General features: G+C 68.1%; 17 protein-coding genes. 6 read left to right on the top strand and 11 right to left on the bottom strand.

Annotated features, from left to right (window positions below; genetic code table 11):
* Positions 1-40: 40 nt before the first annotated feature.
* The 4 genes from AB0I14_RS29250 to AB0I14_RS29235 all read left to right on the top strand — a co-directional run bounded on the left by AB0I14_RS29250 (position 41) and on the right by AB0I14_RS29235 (position 4,149).
* Positions 41-1,282 (top strand): glycosyltransferase family 4 protein, encoded by a 1,242-nt coding sequence (locus AB0I14_RS29250; RefSeq protein WP_358029519.1) that lies wholly within the window; start codon positions 41-43, stop codon positions 1,280-1,282.
* 40 nt (positions 1,283-1,322) lie between these two features.
* Positions 1,323-2,717 carry an MFS transporter gene (locus AB0I14_RS29245; protein ID WP_358029516.1) on the top strand — a complete coding sequence of 465 codons (1,395 nt, stop codon included), beginning with the start codon at positions 1,323-1,325 and terminating at the stop codon, positions 2,715-2,717.
* Positions 2,710-3,468, top strand: coding sequence for a metalloregulator ArsR/SmtB family transcription factor (locus AB0I14_RS29240; protein WP_358029513.1), 759 nt, complete (start codon positions 2,710-2,712; stop codon positions 3,466-3,468). Before AB0I14_RS29245 ends, AB0I14_RS29240 begins: the two co-directional genes overlap by 8 nt.
* A 75-nt stretch (positions 3,469-3,543) precedes the next feature.
* Entirely contained in the window at positions 3,544-4,149 is a 606-nt protein-coding gene (locus AB0I14_RS29235; RefSeq protein ID WP_358029510.1) for a hypothetical protein, read from the top strand.
* A gap of 7 nt (positions 4,150-4,156) precedes the next feature.
* On the opposite strand, the gene AB0I14_RS29230 is transcribed toward AB0I14_RS29235, so the two are convergent.
* A complete protein-coding gene (locus AB0I14_RS29230; RefSeq protein WP_358029507.1) occupies positions 4,157-4,900 on the bottom strand; it encodes an acyltransferase in 744 nt (247 codons plus the stop codon).
* Positions 4,901-5,021: 121 nt separating this feature from the next.
* Here AB0I14_RS29230 and AB0I14_RS29225 point away from each other — a divergent pair, with 121 nt between their 5' ends.
* Positions 5,022-6,305, top strand: a complete 1,284-nt coding sequence (locus AB0I14_RS29225; protein ID WP_358029505.1) for a PQQ-binding-like beta-propeller repeat protein — start codon at positions 5,022-5,024, stop codon at positions 6,303-6,305.
* Positions 6,306-6,312: 7 nt separating this feature from the next.
* Here AB0I14_RS29225 and AB0I14_RS29220 read toward each other — a convergent pair whose 3' ends face one another.
* The 7 genes from AB0I14_RS29220 to AB0I14_RS29190 all read right to left on the bottom strand — a co-directional run bounded on the left by AB0I14_RS29220 (position 6,313) and on the right by AB0I14_RS29190 (position 12,375).
* Positions 6,313-7,002 (bottom strand): esterase, encoded by a 690-nt coding sequence (locus AB0I14_RS29220; protein WP_358029502.1) that lies wholly within the window; start codon positions 7,000-7,002, stop codon positions 6,313-6,315.
* A gap of 75 nt (positions 7,003-7,077) precedes the next feature.
* Entirely contained in the window at positions 7,078-8,316 is a 1,239-nt protein-coding gene (locus AB0I14_RS29215; protein WP_358029499.1) for a class I SAM-dependent methyltransferase, read from the bottom strand.
* Positions 8,250-9,206, bottom strand: coding sequence for a methyltransferase domain-containing protein (locus AB0I14_RS29210; RefSeq protein ID WP_358029892.1), 957 nt, complete (start codon positions 9,204-9,206; stop codon positions 8,250-8,252). Before AB0I14_RS29210 ends, AB0I14_RS29215 begins: the two co-directional genes overlap by 67 nt.
* A 79-nt stretch (positions 9,207-9,285) precedes the next feature.
* Positions 9,286-9,957 carry an enoyl-CoA hydratase gene (locus AB0I14_RS29205; protein WP_358029497.1) on the bottom strand — a complete coding sequence of 224 codons (672 nt, stop codon included), beginning with the start codon at positions 9,955-9,957 and terminating at the stop codon, positions 9,286-9,288.
* Positions 9,954-10,745 carry an NUDIX hydrolase gene (locus tag AB0I14_RS29200; RefSeq protein ID WP_358029889.1) on the bottom strand — a complete coding sequence of 264 codons (792 nt, stop codon included), beginning with the start codon at positions 10,743-10,745 and terminating at the stop codon, positions 9,954-9,956. The genes AB0I14_RS29205 and AB0I14_RS29200 overlap by 4 nt, the downstream gene beginning before the upstream one ends.
* A gap of 113 nt (positions 10,746-10,858) precedes the next feature.
* Positions 10,859-11,728, bottom strand: a complete 870-nt coding sequence (locus AB0I14_RS29195; RefSeq protein WP_358029494.1) for an ABC transporter ATP-binding protein — start codon at positions 11,726-11,728, stop codon at positions 10,859-10,861.
* Positions 11,659-12,375: a hypothetical protein gene (locus tag AB0I14_RS29190; protein WP_358029491.1), complete on the bottom strand. Its 717-nt coding sequence runs from the start codon at positions 12,373-12,375 to the stop codon at positions 11,659-11,661. Before AB0I14_RS29190 ends, AB0I14_RS29195 begins: the two co-directional genes overlap by 70 nt.
* Before the next feature lie 216 nt (positions 12,376-12,591).
* Here AB0I14_RS29190 and AB0I14_RS29185 point away from each other — a divergent pair, with 216 nt between their 5' ends.
* Positions 12,592-14,031, top strand: coding sequence for a PLP-dependent aminotransferase family protein (locus AB0I14_RS29185; RefSeq protein ID WP_358029489.1), 1,440 nt, complete (start codon positions 12,592-12,594; stop codon positions 14,029-14,031).
* An 8-nt stretch (positions 14,032-14,039) separates the two neighbouring features.
* Here AB0I14_RS29185 and AB0I14_RS29180 read toward each other — a convergent pair whose 3' ends face one another.
* From AB0I14_RS29180 to AB0I14_RS29170, 3 genes are all read right to left on the bottom strand, one after another.
* Entirely contained in the window at positions 14,040-14,348 is a 309-nt protein-coding gene (locus tag AB0I14_RS29180; RefSeq protein ID WP_358029487.1) for a hypothetical protein, read from the bottom strand.
* A 36-nt stretch (positions 14,349-14,384) separates the two neighbouring features.
* Complete coding sequence (serB, locus tag AB0I14_RS29175; protein WP_358029485.1) at positions 14,385-15,626, bottom strand: phosphoserine phosphatase SerB; 1,242 nt, start codon at positions 15,624-15,626, stop codon at positions 14,385-14,387.
* Positions 15,627-15,668: 42 nt separating this feature from the next.
* Positions 15,669-15,812: hypothetical protein (locus AB0I14_RS29170; RefSeq protein ID WP_358029886.1), on the bottom strand; the 144-nt coding region annotated here is incomplete at its 5' end.

The raw sequence follows: 15,812 nt of genomic DNA, 5'->3' as shown, positions 1-15,812 counted from the left end.
CATTGTGCGCACGCTCGCACCGGCACGAAGGCACGCAGTCATGAAGATCCTGATGGTGTCATGGGAGTACCCGCCCGTCGTCGTGGGCGGTCTGGGCCGACACGTGCACCACTTGGCCACCGCGCTGGCCGAAGCCGGCCACGAGGTCGTGGTGCTCAGCCGCAGGCCCACCGACACCGACCCGAGCACCCACCCCTCGACCGACGAGGTCAGTGAGGGCGTACGGGTGGTGGCCGCCGCGCAGGACCCGCACGAGTTCGAGTTCGGCACGGACATGATGGCCTGGACCCTGGCCATGGGGCACGCGATGGTGCGTACCGGCCTTTCCGTCAAAGACTATTCGGGTGACCGCTGGGTGCCCGACATCGTGCACGCCCACGACTGGCTGGTCGCCCACCCCGCCATCGCCCTGGCCGAATATTTCGATGTACCACTGGTTTCCACCATCCATGCCACGGAGGCCGGGCGGCATTCCGGATGGGTCTCCGGGCCGATCAGCCGCCAGGTGCACGCCGTGGAGTCCTGGCTGGTGCGCGAATCCGATTCACTGATCACATGTTCGGCGTCGATGAGCGATGAGATCACCGAACTGTTCGGACCCGAACTGTCCGAGATCAGGGTGATCCGCAACGGGATCGACGCCGACCTCTGGCCGTTCGCGCCACGGCGTCCCCGACAGGGGCCGCCCGAGTTGCTCTACCTCGGTCGCCTGGAATACGAGAAGGGCGTGCACGACGCGATCGCGGCCCTGCCCCGCATCCGCCGCGCGCACCCCGGCACCACACTGACCATCGCCGGCGACGGCACCCAGCAGCAGTGGCTCGTCGAGCAGGCCCGAAAGCACAAGGTGCTCAAGGCAACCCGATTCGTCGGGCGGCTCGGCCACGAGGAGTTGCTGCAGGCCCTGCAGGCGGCCGACGCCGCCGTGCTGCCGAGCCACTACGAGCCGTTCGGCATCGTGGCGCTGGAGGCCGCGGCCACCGGCACCCCGCTGGTGACCTCCAATGTCGGCGGTCTGGGCGAAGCGGTGATCGACGGCCAGACCGGAATGTCTTTCGCGCCACGGGATGTGGTGGGGCTGGCCGCGGCGGTCCGTGCAGTACTCGATGATCCCGAGGCCGCGCAGCGCCGGGCGATCGCCGCGCGCGAACGCCTCAGCGCCGACTTCGACTGGCACACCGTGGCCGCCGAAACCAGCCAGGTTTATCTGGCCGCCAAACGTGCCGAGCGGGAACCGCATCCGCGTCGGCCGATCGTCGAGCACGCGCTGCCCGACCGCTGATTCGACCGGCGTCGAATCAATCCGCACCTAGCGTGCGGGTATGGCACCAAAACGTTCTGCCGCGATAACGCTGATCGCCGCGTACCTGGGGTTGTTCATCGGCCTCGTCGACGCGAACGCCGTCAACCTGGCACTCCCCGCGATCGCCGGCGACCTGGGCGGCGGGGTGAGCGGCGCGCAATGGACCATCGACGCCTACAACGTGACATTCGCGGCGTTTTTGCTGACCGCCGGATCGCTCGGCGACCGGTTCAGCCGGCGCCGCATGCTGCGGATCGGGTTGGCGATGTTCGTCATGGCGTCGATCGCCTGCGCGCTGACTCCCTCGCTGACCCTGCTGCTCGCGGCGCGCGCGGTTCAGGGCGTCGGCGCGGCGATGATGCTGCCGCAGGGCCTGGCCATCGCCGCAGCGGTCTTTCCGGACCGGCGAGGACGGGCCCGCGCCACCGCGGCGTGGGCAATGGCCGCGGCGAGCAGTACCGCGCTGGGGCCGCTGCTGGGCGGAGTGCTGGCCGAAACCGTGGGCTGGCGCTGGATCTTCTGGGTCAACGTGCCGGTGGGTCTGCTGGCGTTGGCGGCCAGCGCCACGCATCTGCCCGATTCGCGCGATCCGGGCGCTGCGCGAATCGATCTGCCGGGTCAGTGCCTGGCCATCCTGGCGCTCGGTGCCACGACGCTGGTGTCGGTCGAGGGACATGATTGGCGTTGGCAGCAGACCGTGGCGATCGCCGCAATGGCGCTGGCCGCGTTCGTCGCATTCCTGGCCTCCCAGCGCCGCAGCCCGCACCCCATGCTGCCGCTGGACCTGTTCGGCAGCCGCAAATTGGTCGGCGCTCTGCTGGCAATCTTCGCCATGACTTTCGGCATCTATGGCCTGCTCCTCGTGAACAGCTTTGCCTTCCAACAACTCCGGGGCGTCAGCGCGTTGACGACCGCCGTGTGGTTCCTGCCGATGCCGATCGTCTACCTGGCGTTGATTCCGGTGGCCAACAGCCTGGCCCGCCGCGCCGGCCCACGCCCACCGATGACGGCAGGTCTGGTGTTGATGGCGGCAGGCTCGCTGTTGTACGCCGCGGCCGGCCCTCTTGGCACCATCGAGTGGCTGGAGCTGTCATTCGTACTCGCGGGCGCCGGGCTGGCCCTCAACACCGGCCCGGCGGTGATGCTGGCCATGGACGCGATCCCGCTGCGGCGGGCGGGCCTGGCCGCGGGCGTGGTGAATCTGGCCCGCCTGCTGGGTATCACTGTCGGGGTCGCGGTGTTGGGTAGTGCCATGACAGGCGTCGGCGGTGCGGCCGGGGTGCGGACCGCGCTGTTGCTCGGGGCGCTATGCCAGTTGGCGGCCGCAGTGTTGGCGCTACGCCTGACACGACGCACGCGGGCACCGGCACAACGCGGCGGCCACACCGTCGGGAAGGAGTCATGCCATGCGTGAGGCACAGGAACTGGCCTCGGCGACCGAGGTGGACATCGCCGCGGTGGCCGCGCTGCTGGCCGACCCGGCGCGCTGCAAGGTGCTGCTGGCGCTCGACGACGGCCGCTCCCTGCCTGCCAGTGTGCTGGCGGAGGAAGCCGGTATCAGCCGTCCGACGGCCAGCAGTCATCTGGCCAAGCTGACCGATGCCGGCCTACTCGTGGTCCGCACCCAGGGCCGTCACCGCTACTACCGGCTGGCCGGTCCCGAGGTAGGCGCGCTCATCGAGCAACTCGGCAGACTGGCACCCGCCCGGCCGGTCACCTCGCTACGCGAGGGCACCCGCGCGGCGCGGCTACGCTCCGCCCGAACCTGTTACGACCACATCGCCGGCCGGCTCGGCGTACAGCTCATGGGCAGCCTCCTCGATCGCGGCGTACTCACCGGCGGGGACGGGTGGTTCCACCCCGGCGGCACCGACCGGCTGAGCAGCCCCGGCCACGACGTGCCCTATCAGCTGACCGACGGCGGACGTGGCCTGCTTCGTCAGATGGGAATCGAATTACCCACCGGCCCAAGGCCACTGGTGCGTTACTGCGTCGACTGGACCGAACAACGTCACCACATCGCCGGCGGGTTGGGCCGGGCGCTTCTCGACCACTTCCTGGGCGCGGAGTGGCTGCGCCGCGCCCCGCGGCACCGCGCTCTCACCGTGACCGATTCCGGCCGCGCCGCCCTGAGCGACCGATTCGGCATCGACTGGACCGGTTGACGCACCCGTTGACGCGCGCGTTCAAGAATTGCCGAACCGCTGTCGACCGCGGTGTCCACCAAGCACAATCGAGCCGTGACCCGGACCCGCAGACACCTACGCAAGACTTGCGCTGCGCTCATCGGCGCAACAATCTCACTCGGCCTCGCCGCACCGGCCACCGCTGAACCCAACGGCGCCACGCCCAGCTTGCCCGCGTTCGTGCCCCACCCTTCGGACTGGTCGCCGAACTACACGGTGTTCCCCTACAACCTGTGGCAGGTGCGCGTCACTCCTGAGCAGCTCGACGCCCAGCGGGAGTCCTGCCAGTGGTTCAACGCCCAGTACGGCACGCTGATGAGTCAGATCGTGGGCTTCCAGAAATTCCTGGGCGACCATCACGACTATTGGACCCAGCCCGGCGTGCAGGCCGCGGGTGACGCCGTGCGAGCCAACGTCGATCAGTCGGCAGCGTTCCTGGATCCTCGCGCCCACACCCTGTACATCACCAATTACCCTGACCAGAGCGAGTATTCACCGCTGTACAACGGTGACTCGATCTATCACCTGTGGTATCAGCTGACCCAGATCAGCGACAAGATCCAGAAGCAACAGCCGGCCGGCGTCATCAACGCCAACGTCGCCACGGCCAATGTCTACGGGAACGTGATCCGCGACTCCGGGGTGTGCAACGGGGCGTGATGCCCGGCTAGTGGCTGTTGGCGGCCTTCTTGCGCTCGATGTCGGCCAGCGCCGCAGCAAGTTCGGCACGCTCGGCGGCCGACGTCTCCCAATCCAGCTTGCGGTTCCTGACCACCTTGGCCGGCGCCCCAACCGCGATCGAGAAATCGGGGATCTCACCCTTGACCACGGCGTGCGCGCCCAGCACGCAACCACGGCCGACCGAGGTGTTGCGCAAGATGGTCACCTTGGCGGCGATCCAGGTATCCGGGCCGATACGCACCGGGCCCTTGATGATTCCCTGGTCCTTGATGGGCATGTCGATGTTGTCCATCTTGTGGTCGAAGTCGCACACGTAGCACCAGTCGGCCATCAGCGCGGAGTCGCCGAGCTCGATGTCCAGATAGGTGTTGATCACGTTGTCGCGGCCGAGCACCACCTTGTCGCCGATGCGCAGCGAGCCCTCGTGGCAGCGGATGGTGTTCTTGTCACCGATGTGTACCCAGCGGCCGATCTCCATCTGGGCCAGTTCCGGAGTGCACTGAATCTCCACACCCTTGCCGAGGAAGACCATGCCGCGGGTGATGATGTGCGGGTTGGCCAGCTTGAACTTCAGCAGCCGGAAGTACCGCACCAGGTACCACGGGGTGTAGGCGCGGTTGTCGATGACCCATTTCAGCGACGCTTTCGTCAGAAAGTCGGCCTGGCGCGGATCACGTAGCCGGGAGCCCCGCCAGCGTTTGTGGATCGGGGCGCCCCACATCGTCGTCATGGCCGGACAGCCTACGCGAGCACTTCCGACGGCTTCCGGGTCCTGTACCGCAGCGCCGTCGGGTTACCCTCACCAGGTCACAATTACGAGCGCCCTGCGTGTTCGGCGACGAAAGGACATCGTGTTCCGGCGATACCTTGCACTGGCGGTCGCGGTGCTGTTCACGGGCCTGCTCGCCGGTTGTGAGAACACCGATTCATGGGTGGACGCACACGCCGCACAGGGTTGGTCAGCGCAATACGGAGACGCCGCCAACAGCAGTTTCATCCGATCCCGTGGTCCCGAAGCGCTCCGGCTGGAGTGGAGCCGCTCGGTCAAGGGTGAGCTGGCTGCCCAGGTGGCGCTGAGTTCGGATGGCCGCCTGGCCGTCAACGCGCAGACCGCCGGGGGTTGTTCGTTGATGGTGTGGGAGGCCGACAACAACGCCCGCCAACGCTGGTGCACGCGACTGGTATTGGGTGGTGGCTGGTCCAGTCCCCTGTTCGACGGGTTCGACAACGTCTACGTGGGCCAGCCCGGCACCATCCTGTCCTTCCCGCCTACGCAGTGGATCCGTTGGCGCCAACCGGTGATCGGCATGCCGACCACACCCAGGCTTCTCGATGACGGCCAACTGCTGGTGGTTACCCATCTGGGCCAGGTGCTGGTGTTCAACGGGCATCGCGGAACGGTCGAGGGCACGCCGCTGGATCTGGTCTCCGGTGTGGACCCGACCGATTCACAGCGCGGTCTCGGGGACTGCCAACCGGCCCGGTCGCGCTGCCCGGTGGCCGCCGCACCGGCGTTCTCCCATCAGGCCGGCCTCGTGGTGCTGAGTGTGTGGCAGCCCGGCGCCGAGGCGCCCGTGCTGATCGGATTGCGCTATCACCCCGGCGAGAAGACACTGCTGACGCAGGAATGGACGAGCACCGCCGTGGGCCGCGGGCCGCTGGCCAGCCCGGTGCTGTCGGCCGACGGTTCGACGGTGTACGTCAACGGTCGCGATCAGAAACTGTGGGCGCTCAACTCCGCCGACGGCTCGCCGAAATGGTCGGTGCCGCTGAACTATCTGGCCCAGACCCCGCCGTCGGTGTCACCGGACGGGCTGATCGTGGCGGGCGGCGGGCCGGAGGCCAAGCTGACCGCGGTGCGCGATGCCGGAGACCGCGGCGAGGTGGCCTGGACCCGCGACGACGTCGTACCGCTGACCACGTCGAGCCGCGCGGACGGTGTGGGTTACACGATTGCCCGCGAGGGTGGGCACGGCCAGACGCTGTTGGTCTTCGACACCGGAGACGGGCACACCCTCAACAGTTATCCGGTACCCGAGGCCACCGGCTGGCCGGTCGGGGTTTCGATCGGGCCCGACCACCGGATCGTCACCGCCACCAGTGACGGTCAGGTGTACGGGTTCGCGCCTGCGTGATCGGAGCTCAGGCCAGCAGGCCTGCCACGGCGGACCGCGGGACGTTGGCCTGGCTGGCTCCCGCGGCCTCGGGCAACAGTTCACCCTGGCCGAAGAAGAAGATCACCGAGTCGTCGGTGATCGCGAAGTTCTGATAGTGCGTGGGGTCCAGGCCGACGGCCGGCGCGATGGCCTGCTCGACACCGGACTGCTTCTGCAATTCGCGCTGCACGATCGGGAAGATCACGTCCAGCGGCCTGGATCCGGGCTTGAACAAGGTGTCGAAGGTGATCGGTGCCCGGGTGGCGACGTTGTAGTTGAACGTCTTGTACCAGGTCTGCGGGTGGGCGCCGCCGACGTTTTGATACACCTCGAACACCAGGCTCTGGGTGTGTGGCGGCGTCCCGGAACTGTAGGCCGTGCCCTTGGCGTCCAGGACGTACGGCTGATCGCGTGATCCGGGCATATCCGAGACGTTGACGAAGCCGTCGCGGGTCTGGGTCAGGTATCCGGCCACGGCTTGCTGATCGGGATAGCCGACCGGGAACGTGTAATCCAGTGTGTAGGTGGCATTGGCGGTGTGCACCTGACAGATCTGGTCGCCGTCGACGGTGCCGCCGAGGTCGACACAGGCCGACTGAGCAGCCACCACGGGCATGCCGAGCCAGCCGAGCAGCGCACCGGCCGCCAGCAGCGCTGTCACAGGGGGAATTCGCATCGTCAGTCGTCCTCGCAGGCGATCAACTCACACCGGTGGATCCACCGGCGTGTTTGGGTCCAGGTTACTTGGCGGTTATCGAGACGGGCGACAAATGAATGCCGTTGCCCGACTGGCCGCCCCGGAACCGAGCCGGGCGATCACCACCGCCAGGCGCTCGGTGCCGCGCAGCCGCATCCGCGTCCGCAGCACATCGGGGTCGACGTCCACGCCGCGGATCAGGATTTCCAGCGCCCCGACCGACCGGGCGGCCAGCGCGGCCCGAAGTCGGCGTTCCTGAAATTGCAGCTGCTCGAGGACCTCGAAACCGCGCACCCCGGCGGGCAACTCGTCACCGGACAGGTAGGCGATGTCGGGGTCGAGCTGCCACAGGCCGTGCCGGGCCGCGTAGTGACGCACCAGCCCGGCGCGCACCACCGCACCGTCGGGGTCGACGATCCAGCGGCCCGCCTCGGCGACCGGGCAGTCGTCGGGTTCGGCGTCGGTGATCTGTTCGGAGGTTTCGAGCATGCTGGCCCGCCGTCGCACACCGGGTTCGGTCAGACCGGGTGACCACAGGCAGGCCTCCCGTACGCTGCCGCCCACCGAGGTCACCTCGATCTCCCCGGTGAACCCCATCTTGGTGAGCTCGTCGAAATCGATTCCCGGGGCACACTTCACCACCAGATCCCGGCCACCGTAGACGTCCAGGACCGCATCGAGCGCCGGGGTGTAGGCCCGCGGGTCGAAGCGGCGACGCCCGCCGGACCGGCGGGCCGGGTCGATGATCACCACCGTGTCGCGGGTGACCGGCGCCAACGCGTCGGCGCGGCACAGTGAGACAGCGGGGCCGCCGTCATCCAGATTGTGCGCCGCCATCGCCAGCCGCACCGGATCGAGGTCGCTGCCGACCAGCTGAGCGGCGCAATCACGCAGTGTCACAAGCTCACTGCCGATCGAACAGGTGGCGTCGTGAACCCGGGCCCCGGCCAGCCTGCGGGCCCGGTGCGCAGCCACCGGTGCTGCCGTCGCCTGTTGCAGTGCCTCGTCGGTGAACAGCCAGTGGTCCGGGTCGGTGAACTTGGCTTTCGCACGCCTGCGCAGTTGCACGGTCTCGACCAGCACCGCCGCGTGGTCACCGAATTGTGCTCGGACAGAGGCGATATCGCTGACCAATGCCGCTCCGGCCAGCGACATCCCGGCGACCTGGGTCAGTGCCTGCTGTCCCGCATCGGAGCGCAGATACGAGACGTGGGCCAAGCCGAAATCTAGGACGGCTTGACCCCGGTGATCATGACGTTGTAGAACCAGCCCTTGGGCACCACGCGGCGCCACACGTTGGAGTCCACCCAGCTCAGCGTGGTCCAGCTGTTGAACGCGAACTTGGCCCAGCCCCAGCCCAGACGCCCGGGCGGCACCGCCGCTTCGAAGGTGCGCACCGGCCAGCCGAGCATTGCCGCGGTGAATTCCTCGCTGGCGGTGCGAACTTCGACCGCGCCGGCATTGGCGGCCATCCGCTCCAGATCGGCCGGGTCGAAGGTGTGCAGGTCGACGACGGCTTCCAGCGCCGCGGCGCGGGAGGACTCGTCGAGTTCGGCCTGGGGGCGACGCCATTCGCTCAGCCAGGGCAGCTTGGTCAGGTTGGTGGTGGCGTGCCAGGTGAGAGTCGACAGCTCGCGCGCGTACTTGTTGCCGACGGTGGTGGGCTCGCCGGCGAAGACGAAACGGCCGCCCGGCTTGAGAACCCGGACCACCTCGCGCAGCGAGAGCTCGACGTCGGGGATGTGGTGCAACACGGCGTGCCCAACCACCAGGTCGAAGGTGTTGTCCTCGTACGGGATGCCCTCGGCGTCGGCAACCCGTCCGTCGATGTCCAGGCCGAGTGACTGACCGTTGCGGGTCGCCACCTTGACCATGCCCGGGGACAGGTCGGTGACCGAACCGCGCCGCGCCACCCCGGACTGGACCAGGTTGAGCAGGAAGAACCCGGTACCGCAGCCCAGCTCGAGGGCCCGGTCGTACGGCAGCTCACGCTGCTCGGCCTCGGGCACGATCGCGTCGAACCGGCCGCGGGCATAGTCGATACACCGCTGGTCGTAGGAGATCGACCACTTCTCGTCGTAGGTTTCGGCTTCCCAGTCGTGGTAGAGCACCTGCGCGAGCTTGCTGTCGTGCATCGCGGCCTCGACCTGCTCGGCCGTGGCGTGCGGGTTAGGAGTCGGCATGCCGGCAATATCGGCGTCGGTGCCGGAATCCTTGATGTCAGTCATGCAGGGCAGCCTAACGGCCCGGGTCTCCTCGGCGTCAGGGCCGGTCCACCACTCCGTCGACGGCAGCTTTCGCCGCGGCCAACACCTCCACCGGATGGTCGACGAATCGCCTTGCCCAGGCCAGCGCCTCGTCGAAGACGTGGTCGGGTGCCACCATCTGGTCGATCAGACCGAGCTCCAGTGCTTCCTCTGCGCCGACGAACCGTCCGCTGAACACCAGTTCCTTGGCCTTGCTGGCTCCGATGGTCTGGGCCAGCCGCGCACCGCCGCCGGCGCGGGGCGCCAAGCCGGCCAGGATCTCGGTTGCGCCGAACTTGACGTTGTCGCCGCTCACCCGCCAATCGGCAGCCATCGCCAGGGTCATCCCGCTGCCCAGTGCGTAGCCGGTGATCGCGGCGACAGTGGGTTTGGGGATGGCCGCAATCGCTTCGACGCACTGGCGCAGCGCCGTGTCCGCGGCGGCGGCCTCTGCGGTGTTCAGCGTGCGCAGCTCGGGTACGTCGTCACCGGCGCAGAAGATCTCGTGTCCACCGAACAGGATCACCACGGAGACGTCGGTACGTTCACCGAGCTCATGGGCGGCCGCGACGATCTCGCGGTACATCTGCCGGGTCAGCGCGTTGGTCGGTGGCCGCGACAGCATCAGGGTGCCGACGCCGTCCTGTTCCGGCGTCAGCCCGGTGATCACGCTGACGAACTCGCTCACTGGGCAGGATCCCCGGCGCCCCGGCCCAAAGGCGCCCGGTGGTTTCTGGCCGCGTTGTACCGGCCGCTGTCGAAGAACTCGATCTGCCAGCTCCCTTCACCCAGGGAGAGGTTGGGCTCGGTGGCGACGATCTTGCGCTCGGTCGCCAGCACGTCGGCGACCGAGCGACCGCTGAGCGAATTGAGCTGGGTCCAGGTCGGCGGCAGCAGGAATGAATTGCCCTGTTCGAAGTCGTCGAGGCCGGCCTGCGGTGTGCTCCAGAACGCCCGGTCCGTTTCGGTGTTCTCGCCGTCGGCCCGCTGTCCCTCGGGCAGCGCGCCCACAAAGAAGAAGGTGTCGTAGCGACGGGTGCGTTCCTCTTTGGGGGTGATCCAGTTGTCCCACGGCCGCAGCAGGTCTGCACGCAGCACCAGCTTCTCGTCGCGCAGGAAGTCCGCGAACGACAACGAGTGGTTGGCCAGGGCGGCACGTGCGTCGCCGTAGGCGGACGCGTCGGACACGATGCCCGGATCGCCCGTTCCGCTGGGGGGACCGGCGAACAGGACCCCGGACTCCTCGAACGTCTCCCGGGCCGCGGCGCATACGAGCGCCTCGGCCAGCCCGGTGTCCACGCCGAGGCGCTGGGCCCACCAGTCCGGTTCCGGACCGAACCAGGCGATGTCGGCGTTGCGGTCACGCTCGTCGACTCCGCCGCCGGGGAACACCATCACGCCGGCCACGAACTCCATCGCCGCGTGCCTGCGCATCATGAAGACTTCGATCGCTTCGGCGGTGTCCCGGACCAGCATCACGGTGGCCGCCGGACGCGGCACCAGAGGGTCGGTGCCGGTCGGCTCCTCGGGCAAGCCCTCGTCGGTGCCGGTCGGCTCCTCGGGCAAGCCCTCGCCGGTGCTGCTGGTCGTCATTCACGCCTCCTATGAGCCGCACGGCTCCTGGTTCGCCGGGCGAAGTAGCGCCCGTCGATCACATCCAGGGCGATCGACTGACCGAACGCCTTGGACAGGTTCTCAGCAGTCAACACCTCGGTCAGCAGACCCGACGCAACCGCATGGCCTTCCGACAGGATCAGCGCGTGGCTGAATCCCACCGGAATCTCCTCGACATGATGGGTGACCAGCACCATGGCCGGCGCATCGGGGTCGGCAGCCAGATCGGTCAGCCGCGCCACCAGGTCCTCGCGGCCGCCGAGGTCGAGTCCGGCCGCGGGCTCGTCGAGCAGTAGAAGTTCGGGATCGGTCATCAGCGAGCGGGCGATCAGGACCCGTTTGCGTTCGCCTTCCGACAGCGTCCCGTAGGTGCGCTCGGCGAGGTGTTCGGCACCGACGCTTTCCAGCATGTCGATCGCCTGTGCGTAGTCGACGTCCTCGTAGTCCTCGCGCCAGCGGCCCAGCACGGCATAGCCAGCCGAAACCACGAGGTCGCGCACCACCTCGCTGTCGGGTATCCGCTCTGACAACGCCGAGCTGCTCAGGCCGACGCGGGCCCGCAGCTCGGACATGTCGGTGCGGCCCAGGCGTTCACCGAGCACGTACGCGGTGCCGGACGAAGGATGCTCGGTGGCGGCCGCGATCCGCAGTAGCGAGGTCTTGCCTGCGCCGTTGGGGCCGATCACCACCCAGCGCTCGTCGAGCTCGACGGTCCAGGTGATCGGCCCGACGAGGATGTTGCCGCCTCGGCGCAGGGTCACCCTGGCGAAGTCGATCAACAGGTCGGGGTCGGTTCCGTCTCCGTCATCGTTGATTGTCGAATCGGTGCGTTCCCCTGAGGCCACTCGCCCATCGTAGTGATCGGTTCCCGTTCCGCCCGGGCACGTCCGCCGCTGAAATCGTGGAACAACAATGATCGCGGAGTCAGCCGCAGGAACAGCTGCACCAGCGGCCCGATCCCGAAGGCGTAGACGAGGGTGCCGATCCCGACGGTGCCGCCCATCACCCAGCCCACGGCCAGCACAGTCGCCTCAATTCCGGTGCGCACCAGCCGCACCGACCATCCGGTGCGGGCGACCAGCCCGGTCATCAGGCCGTCCCGGGGTCCGGGCCCCAGGCCGGCGCCGATGTAGAGCACGGTGCTGATGGCGTTGAGCACCACGGCACCGATCAACATGGCGATTCGCACCGGCAACGCCGACGGTGCCGGCAGGACCGCCAGCGTTGCGTCCACCGTGACAGCGATGACGATGACGTTGGCGACGGTCCCGATTCCGGGCCGGTTGCGCAGCGGGATCCAGGCCAGGAGGACGACGACGCCGACGACGGCCGATGCCATCCCGAGGGACAGCGGAGTGTGCCGGGTGAGGCCCTGATGGAAGACGTCCCACGGATCGAGTCCGAGGCCGGCGCGCACCATCATCGCCATCGACACGCCATAGCCGCACAGACCGACCAGCAGCAGGGCGCCACGCCGCAGTGCGGTCGTCATGAGTGGTGTTGGAAGCGCAGCCGGATCAGATCCAGCTCACGGCGTATCCGTTCCGCGTCACGGTCTGTGTGATCGAAGTTCTCGGACGGCGGCTGCCAGTTGAACACCCGGGCCAGAGAATTAGCCAGTCGAGATAGCCAATTTGTTCGCATAATCCGATAGTTCCGTCCATGTGGCTTGCTCTTCAATATCCAGTTGGCTCATACTGGCCTCATTATGTCGACGGATATGGCCGCAAGAGCCCTCGATGTGGACCTGTTGGCTCGCGAACTGGGCAACTGGCGTACCTCCAGCGAAAGTGGCCCCGCCTACCTCGGCCTGGCCGACGCCATCCGGCTGCTGATCGTGGACGGCCGCGTTCCGGTCGGGTCACGCATTCCCAGCGAACGCGCGCTGGCCGAGTCGCTGCGGGTGTCACGCACCACGGTCACCGCGGCCTTCGCCCAACTGCGCGACGACGGTTACCTGCACGCCCGTCGCGGAGCCCGCAGCGTCACCGCCCTGCCCGCTGCCGGCCACATCGAGCCCGACACCACCACGCCGACGGTCAGCCTGGCCGCGGCGGCGCTGTCCGCGCCCGGTACCGCCGTGCTGGAAGCCTTCGCCGAAGCCGCCCGCGATATCGCGCCCTATCTGCGCGAGCCGGGTCACGAGCTGATGGGCGTCGGCCCGCTGCGTGCCGCCATCGCGGAAAGATATTGCAGCAGAGGACTTCCCACCGATCCGAGCCAGATCATGGTGACCAGCGGCGCCCAGCACGCCATCGGACTGATCCTGGTCAGCCACACCCAGCCCGGCGACCGGGTCCTCGTCGAGCAACCCACGTATCACGGTGCGCTGTCTGCGATCTCGACTGCCGGGGCACGGGCGGTCCCCGTCGCACTCACCGATGACGGCTGGGAACTCGACGCTGTACAGGCCGCGCTGCGACAGCTCGCGCCGAGCCTGGCGTACCTGGTTCCCGACAGCCACAACCCGACCGGGTTCACCATGCCCGCCGCCGAGCGAAAGCGGTTGGGGCAGATCATTTCCGACACGCGAACCCGCACCATCGTCGATGAATCGATCGCCGACATGTGGATCGACGAGGCGCCGCCCGAACCGCTGGCCGCCTCGGTGCCCCGCAATGATCTGGTTCTGACCATCGGCTCGATGTCGAAATCGTTCTGGGGCGGCCTGCGGGTCGGCTGGATCCGCGCCGAGCGCGGCACGCTGGCCACCATCGCGGCGATCCGGCCTTCGGTGGACCTCGGTACCCCGATCCTCGAACAACTCGCCGCCGCGAAACTACTCGCGATGCGTGCGGAGGTGCTGCCGGAACGGCGCGAGATCATCCGCGCCCGTCGGGAGTTTCTGGTGGCACTGCTGGCCCGTGAGCTGCCGGACTGGCAGCCGGGCCGCGGTCGCGGCGGAATGTCGTTGTGGGTGAAGCTGCCCGCGCCCATGAGCACCGCGTTGTCGGCCGCCGCGATGCGGTTGGGTCTGGACGTGCCCGCCGGGCCGCGGTTCGGGGTGGACGGCACGCTGGAGCGGTTCATCCGGCTGCCTTATGCGCTGCCGGAACCGGAACTGGAAGGGGCCGTACAACTGTTGGTGCGGGCCTGGCACAGCATCACCGGCACGCTCAGTGCCGCGCCCCAGACGTTGGTGGTCTAGTCAGCCGATCAGGGCTGCTGCGACATTGCGTAGCAGGTGCTGTAATGCTCGATGGTGCAGGGAATCCCGTTCACCGTCGGCAGCTCGCCCGGCCGGTTCGTGATGTTGGTTCCCCCGGCGCTGGGCGCCATCACCGGCGGTGCCACCGCGCCCATCCCGCCGCCGGACGAACCGGCCACGCACACGCCCTCGAACTTTGTCTGCACTGTTCCCGACGGGCATCGCTTGGCCTCGGCCGGGGCCGCGACTGCCAACTGTCCCAGAACCGCCGCAACGGCGAACACGCCAACCACGACCGTGTGCTTCATGTTCGCCATGCCCCTACCCTACGTCAGTGGTGGCCCGGCGCGATGTCAGTCCTCGGGGATCTCGACGCGGCGCAACACGCCGTCCTGAGCGTCGGCGGCCTCGATCTCGCCGCGGGTGACGCCGAGGATGAACAACACGGTGTCCAGGTAGGGGTGGCTCAGCGATGCGTCGGCGACCTCACGCAATGCGGGTTTGGCGTTGAAGGCGACGCCGAGGCCGGCTGCCGCCAGCATGTCGATGTCGTTGGCCCCGTCTCCGACTGCCACGGTCTGTTCCATGGGCACGCCGACCTGCTGGGCGAAATCGCGCAGCGCCTTGGCTTTTCCTGGCCGGTCGACGACCTGGCCGATGACCCGCCCGGTCAGCTTGCCGTCAACGACCTCGAGTTCGTTGGCAGCCACGTAGTCCAGCATGAGTTCGTGGGCGAGCGGTTCGATGACCTGACGGAAGCCGCCTGACACCACGCCGCAGTGGAAACCGAGTCGCCGCAACGTCCGGATGGTGGTCCGGGCGCCCGGCGTCAGCTCGACCTGTTCGGCGACATCGTCGAGGACCGAGGCGGGCAGGCCGGCCAAGGTCGCCACCCGGCGGTGCAGCGATTCGGCGAAATCAAGCTCGCCGCGCATCGCGGCTTCGGTGACAGCGGCCACCTGGGCTTCCATGCCGGCACGGGCGGCCAGCATCTCGATGACCTCGCCCTGGATCAGGGTGGAGTCGACGTCGAAGACGATGAGACGCTTGGCCCGCCGGGACAAGCTGTAATCCTCCAGCGCGATGTCGACGCCTTCGTCGACCGCCACCTGGGCCAACGCCGTCTGCAGTTGGCTGTACGCGGCCCCCGCCGGAACCGACACGCGGAGTTCCAGGCCGGTCACCGGGTAATCGGAGACCCCGCGGATCGTGTCGATGTTGACGCCGAGTCCCGCGACCGCGCGGGCCACCACGCTGAACGCCTCGGCGGTGATCGGACGGCCCAGCACCACGATCGTGTGGGTCGACGGCTCGCGCATGACGGGCATGTCGTCGCTGCGCTCGATCGACACGTCCAGGCCGAGGCGGTGAATCGCTGTCTCGACGTCACTGCGCAGCGCGTCGGTAACCGTTTCGATCGGTGCCGCGACCAGCACACCCAGGGTGAGCCGGCCGCGGACCACGACCTGTTCGACGTTGCGTAGTTCCACCTGATGGCGGGCGAGCACCTCGAACAGTGCTGAGGTGACGCCCGGCCGATCGACTCCGGTGACGGTGATCAGGACCGACGAGCGCTCTCGGGGAGCACCGGTCATCGAAACACCTTCGACGTGCTCACCCCCGGTTGCTGTCACCCGTCAGCTGGAGCTGTCCGCAGACTCGAGCTCTGGGTGATGCGCACGGCCCACGTGGGCCTCGGCGCGCATCCGCTCGACCATGTGCGGGTAGTGCAGCTCGAACGCCGGGCGCTCCGAACGGATCCGGGGCAGTTCGGTGAAGTT

Source organism: Mycobacterium sp. NPDC050441, from assembly GCF_040655355.1.
Taxonomy (GTDB): Bacteria; Actinomycetota; Actinomycetes; order Mycobacteriales; family Mycobacteriaceae; genus Mycobacterium.
This window is presented reverse-complemented; position numbering and strand designations above follow the sequence as displayed.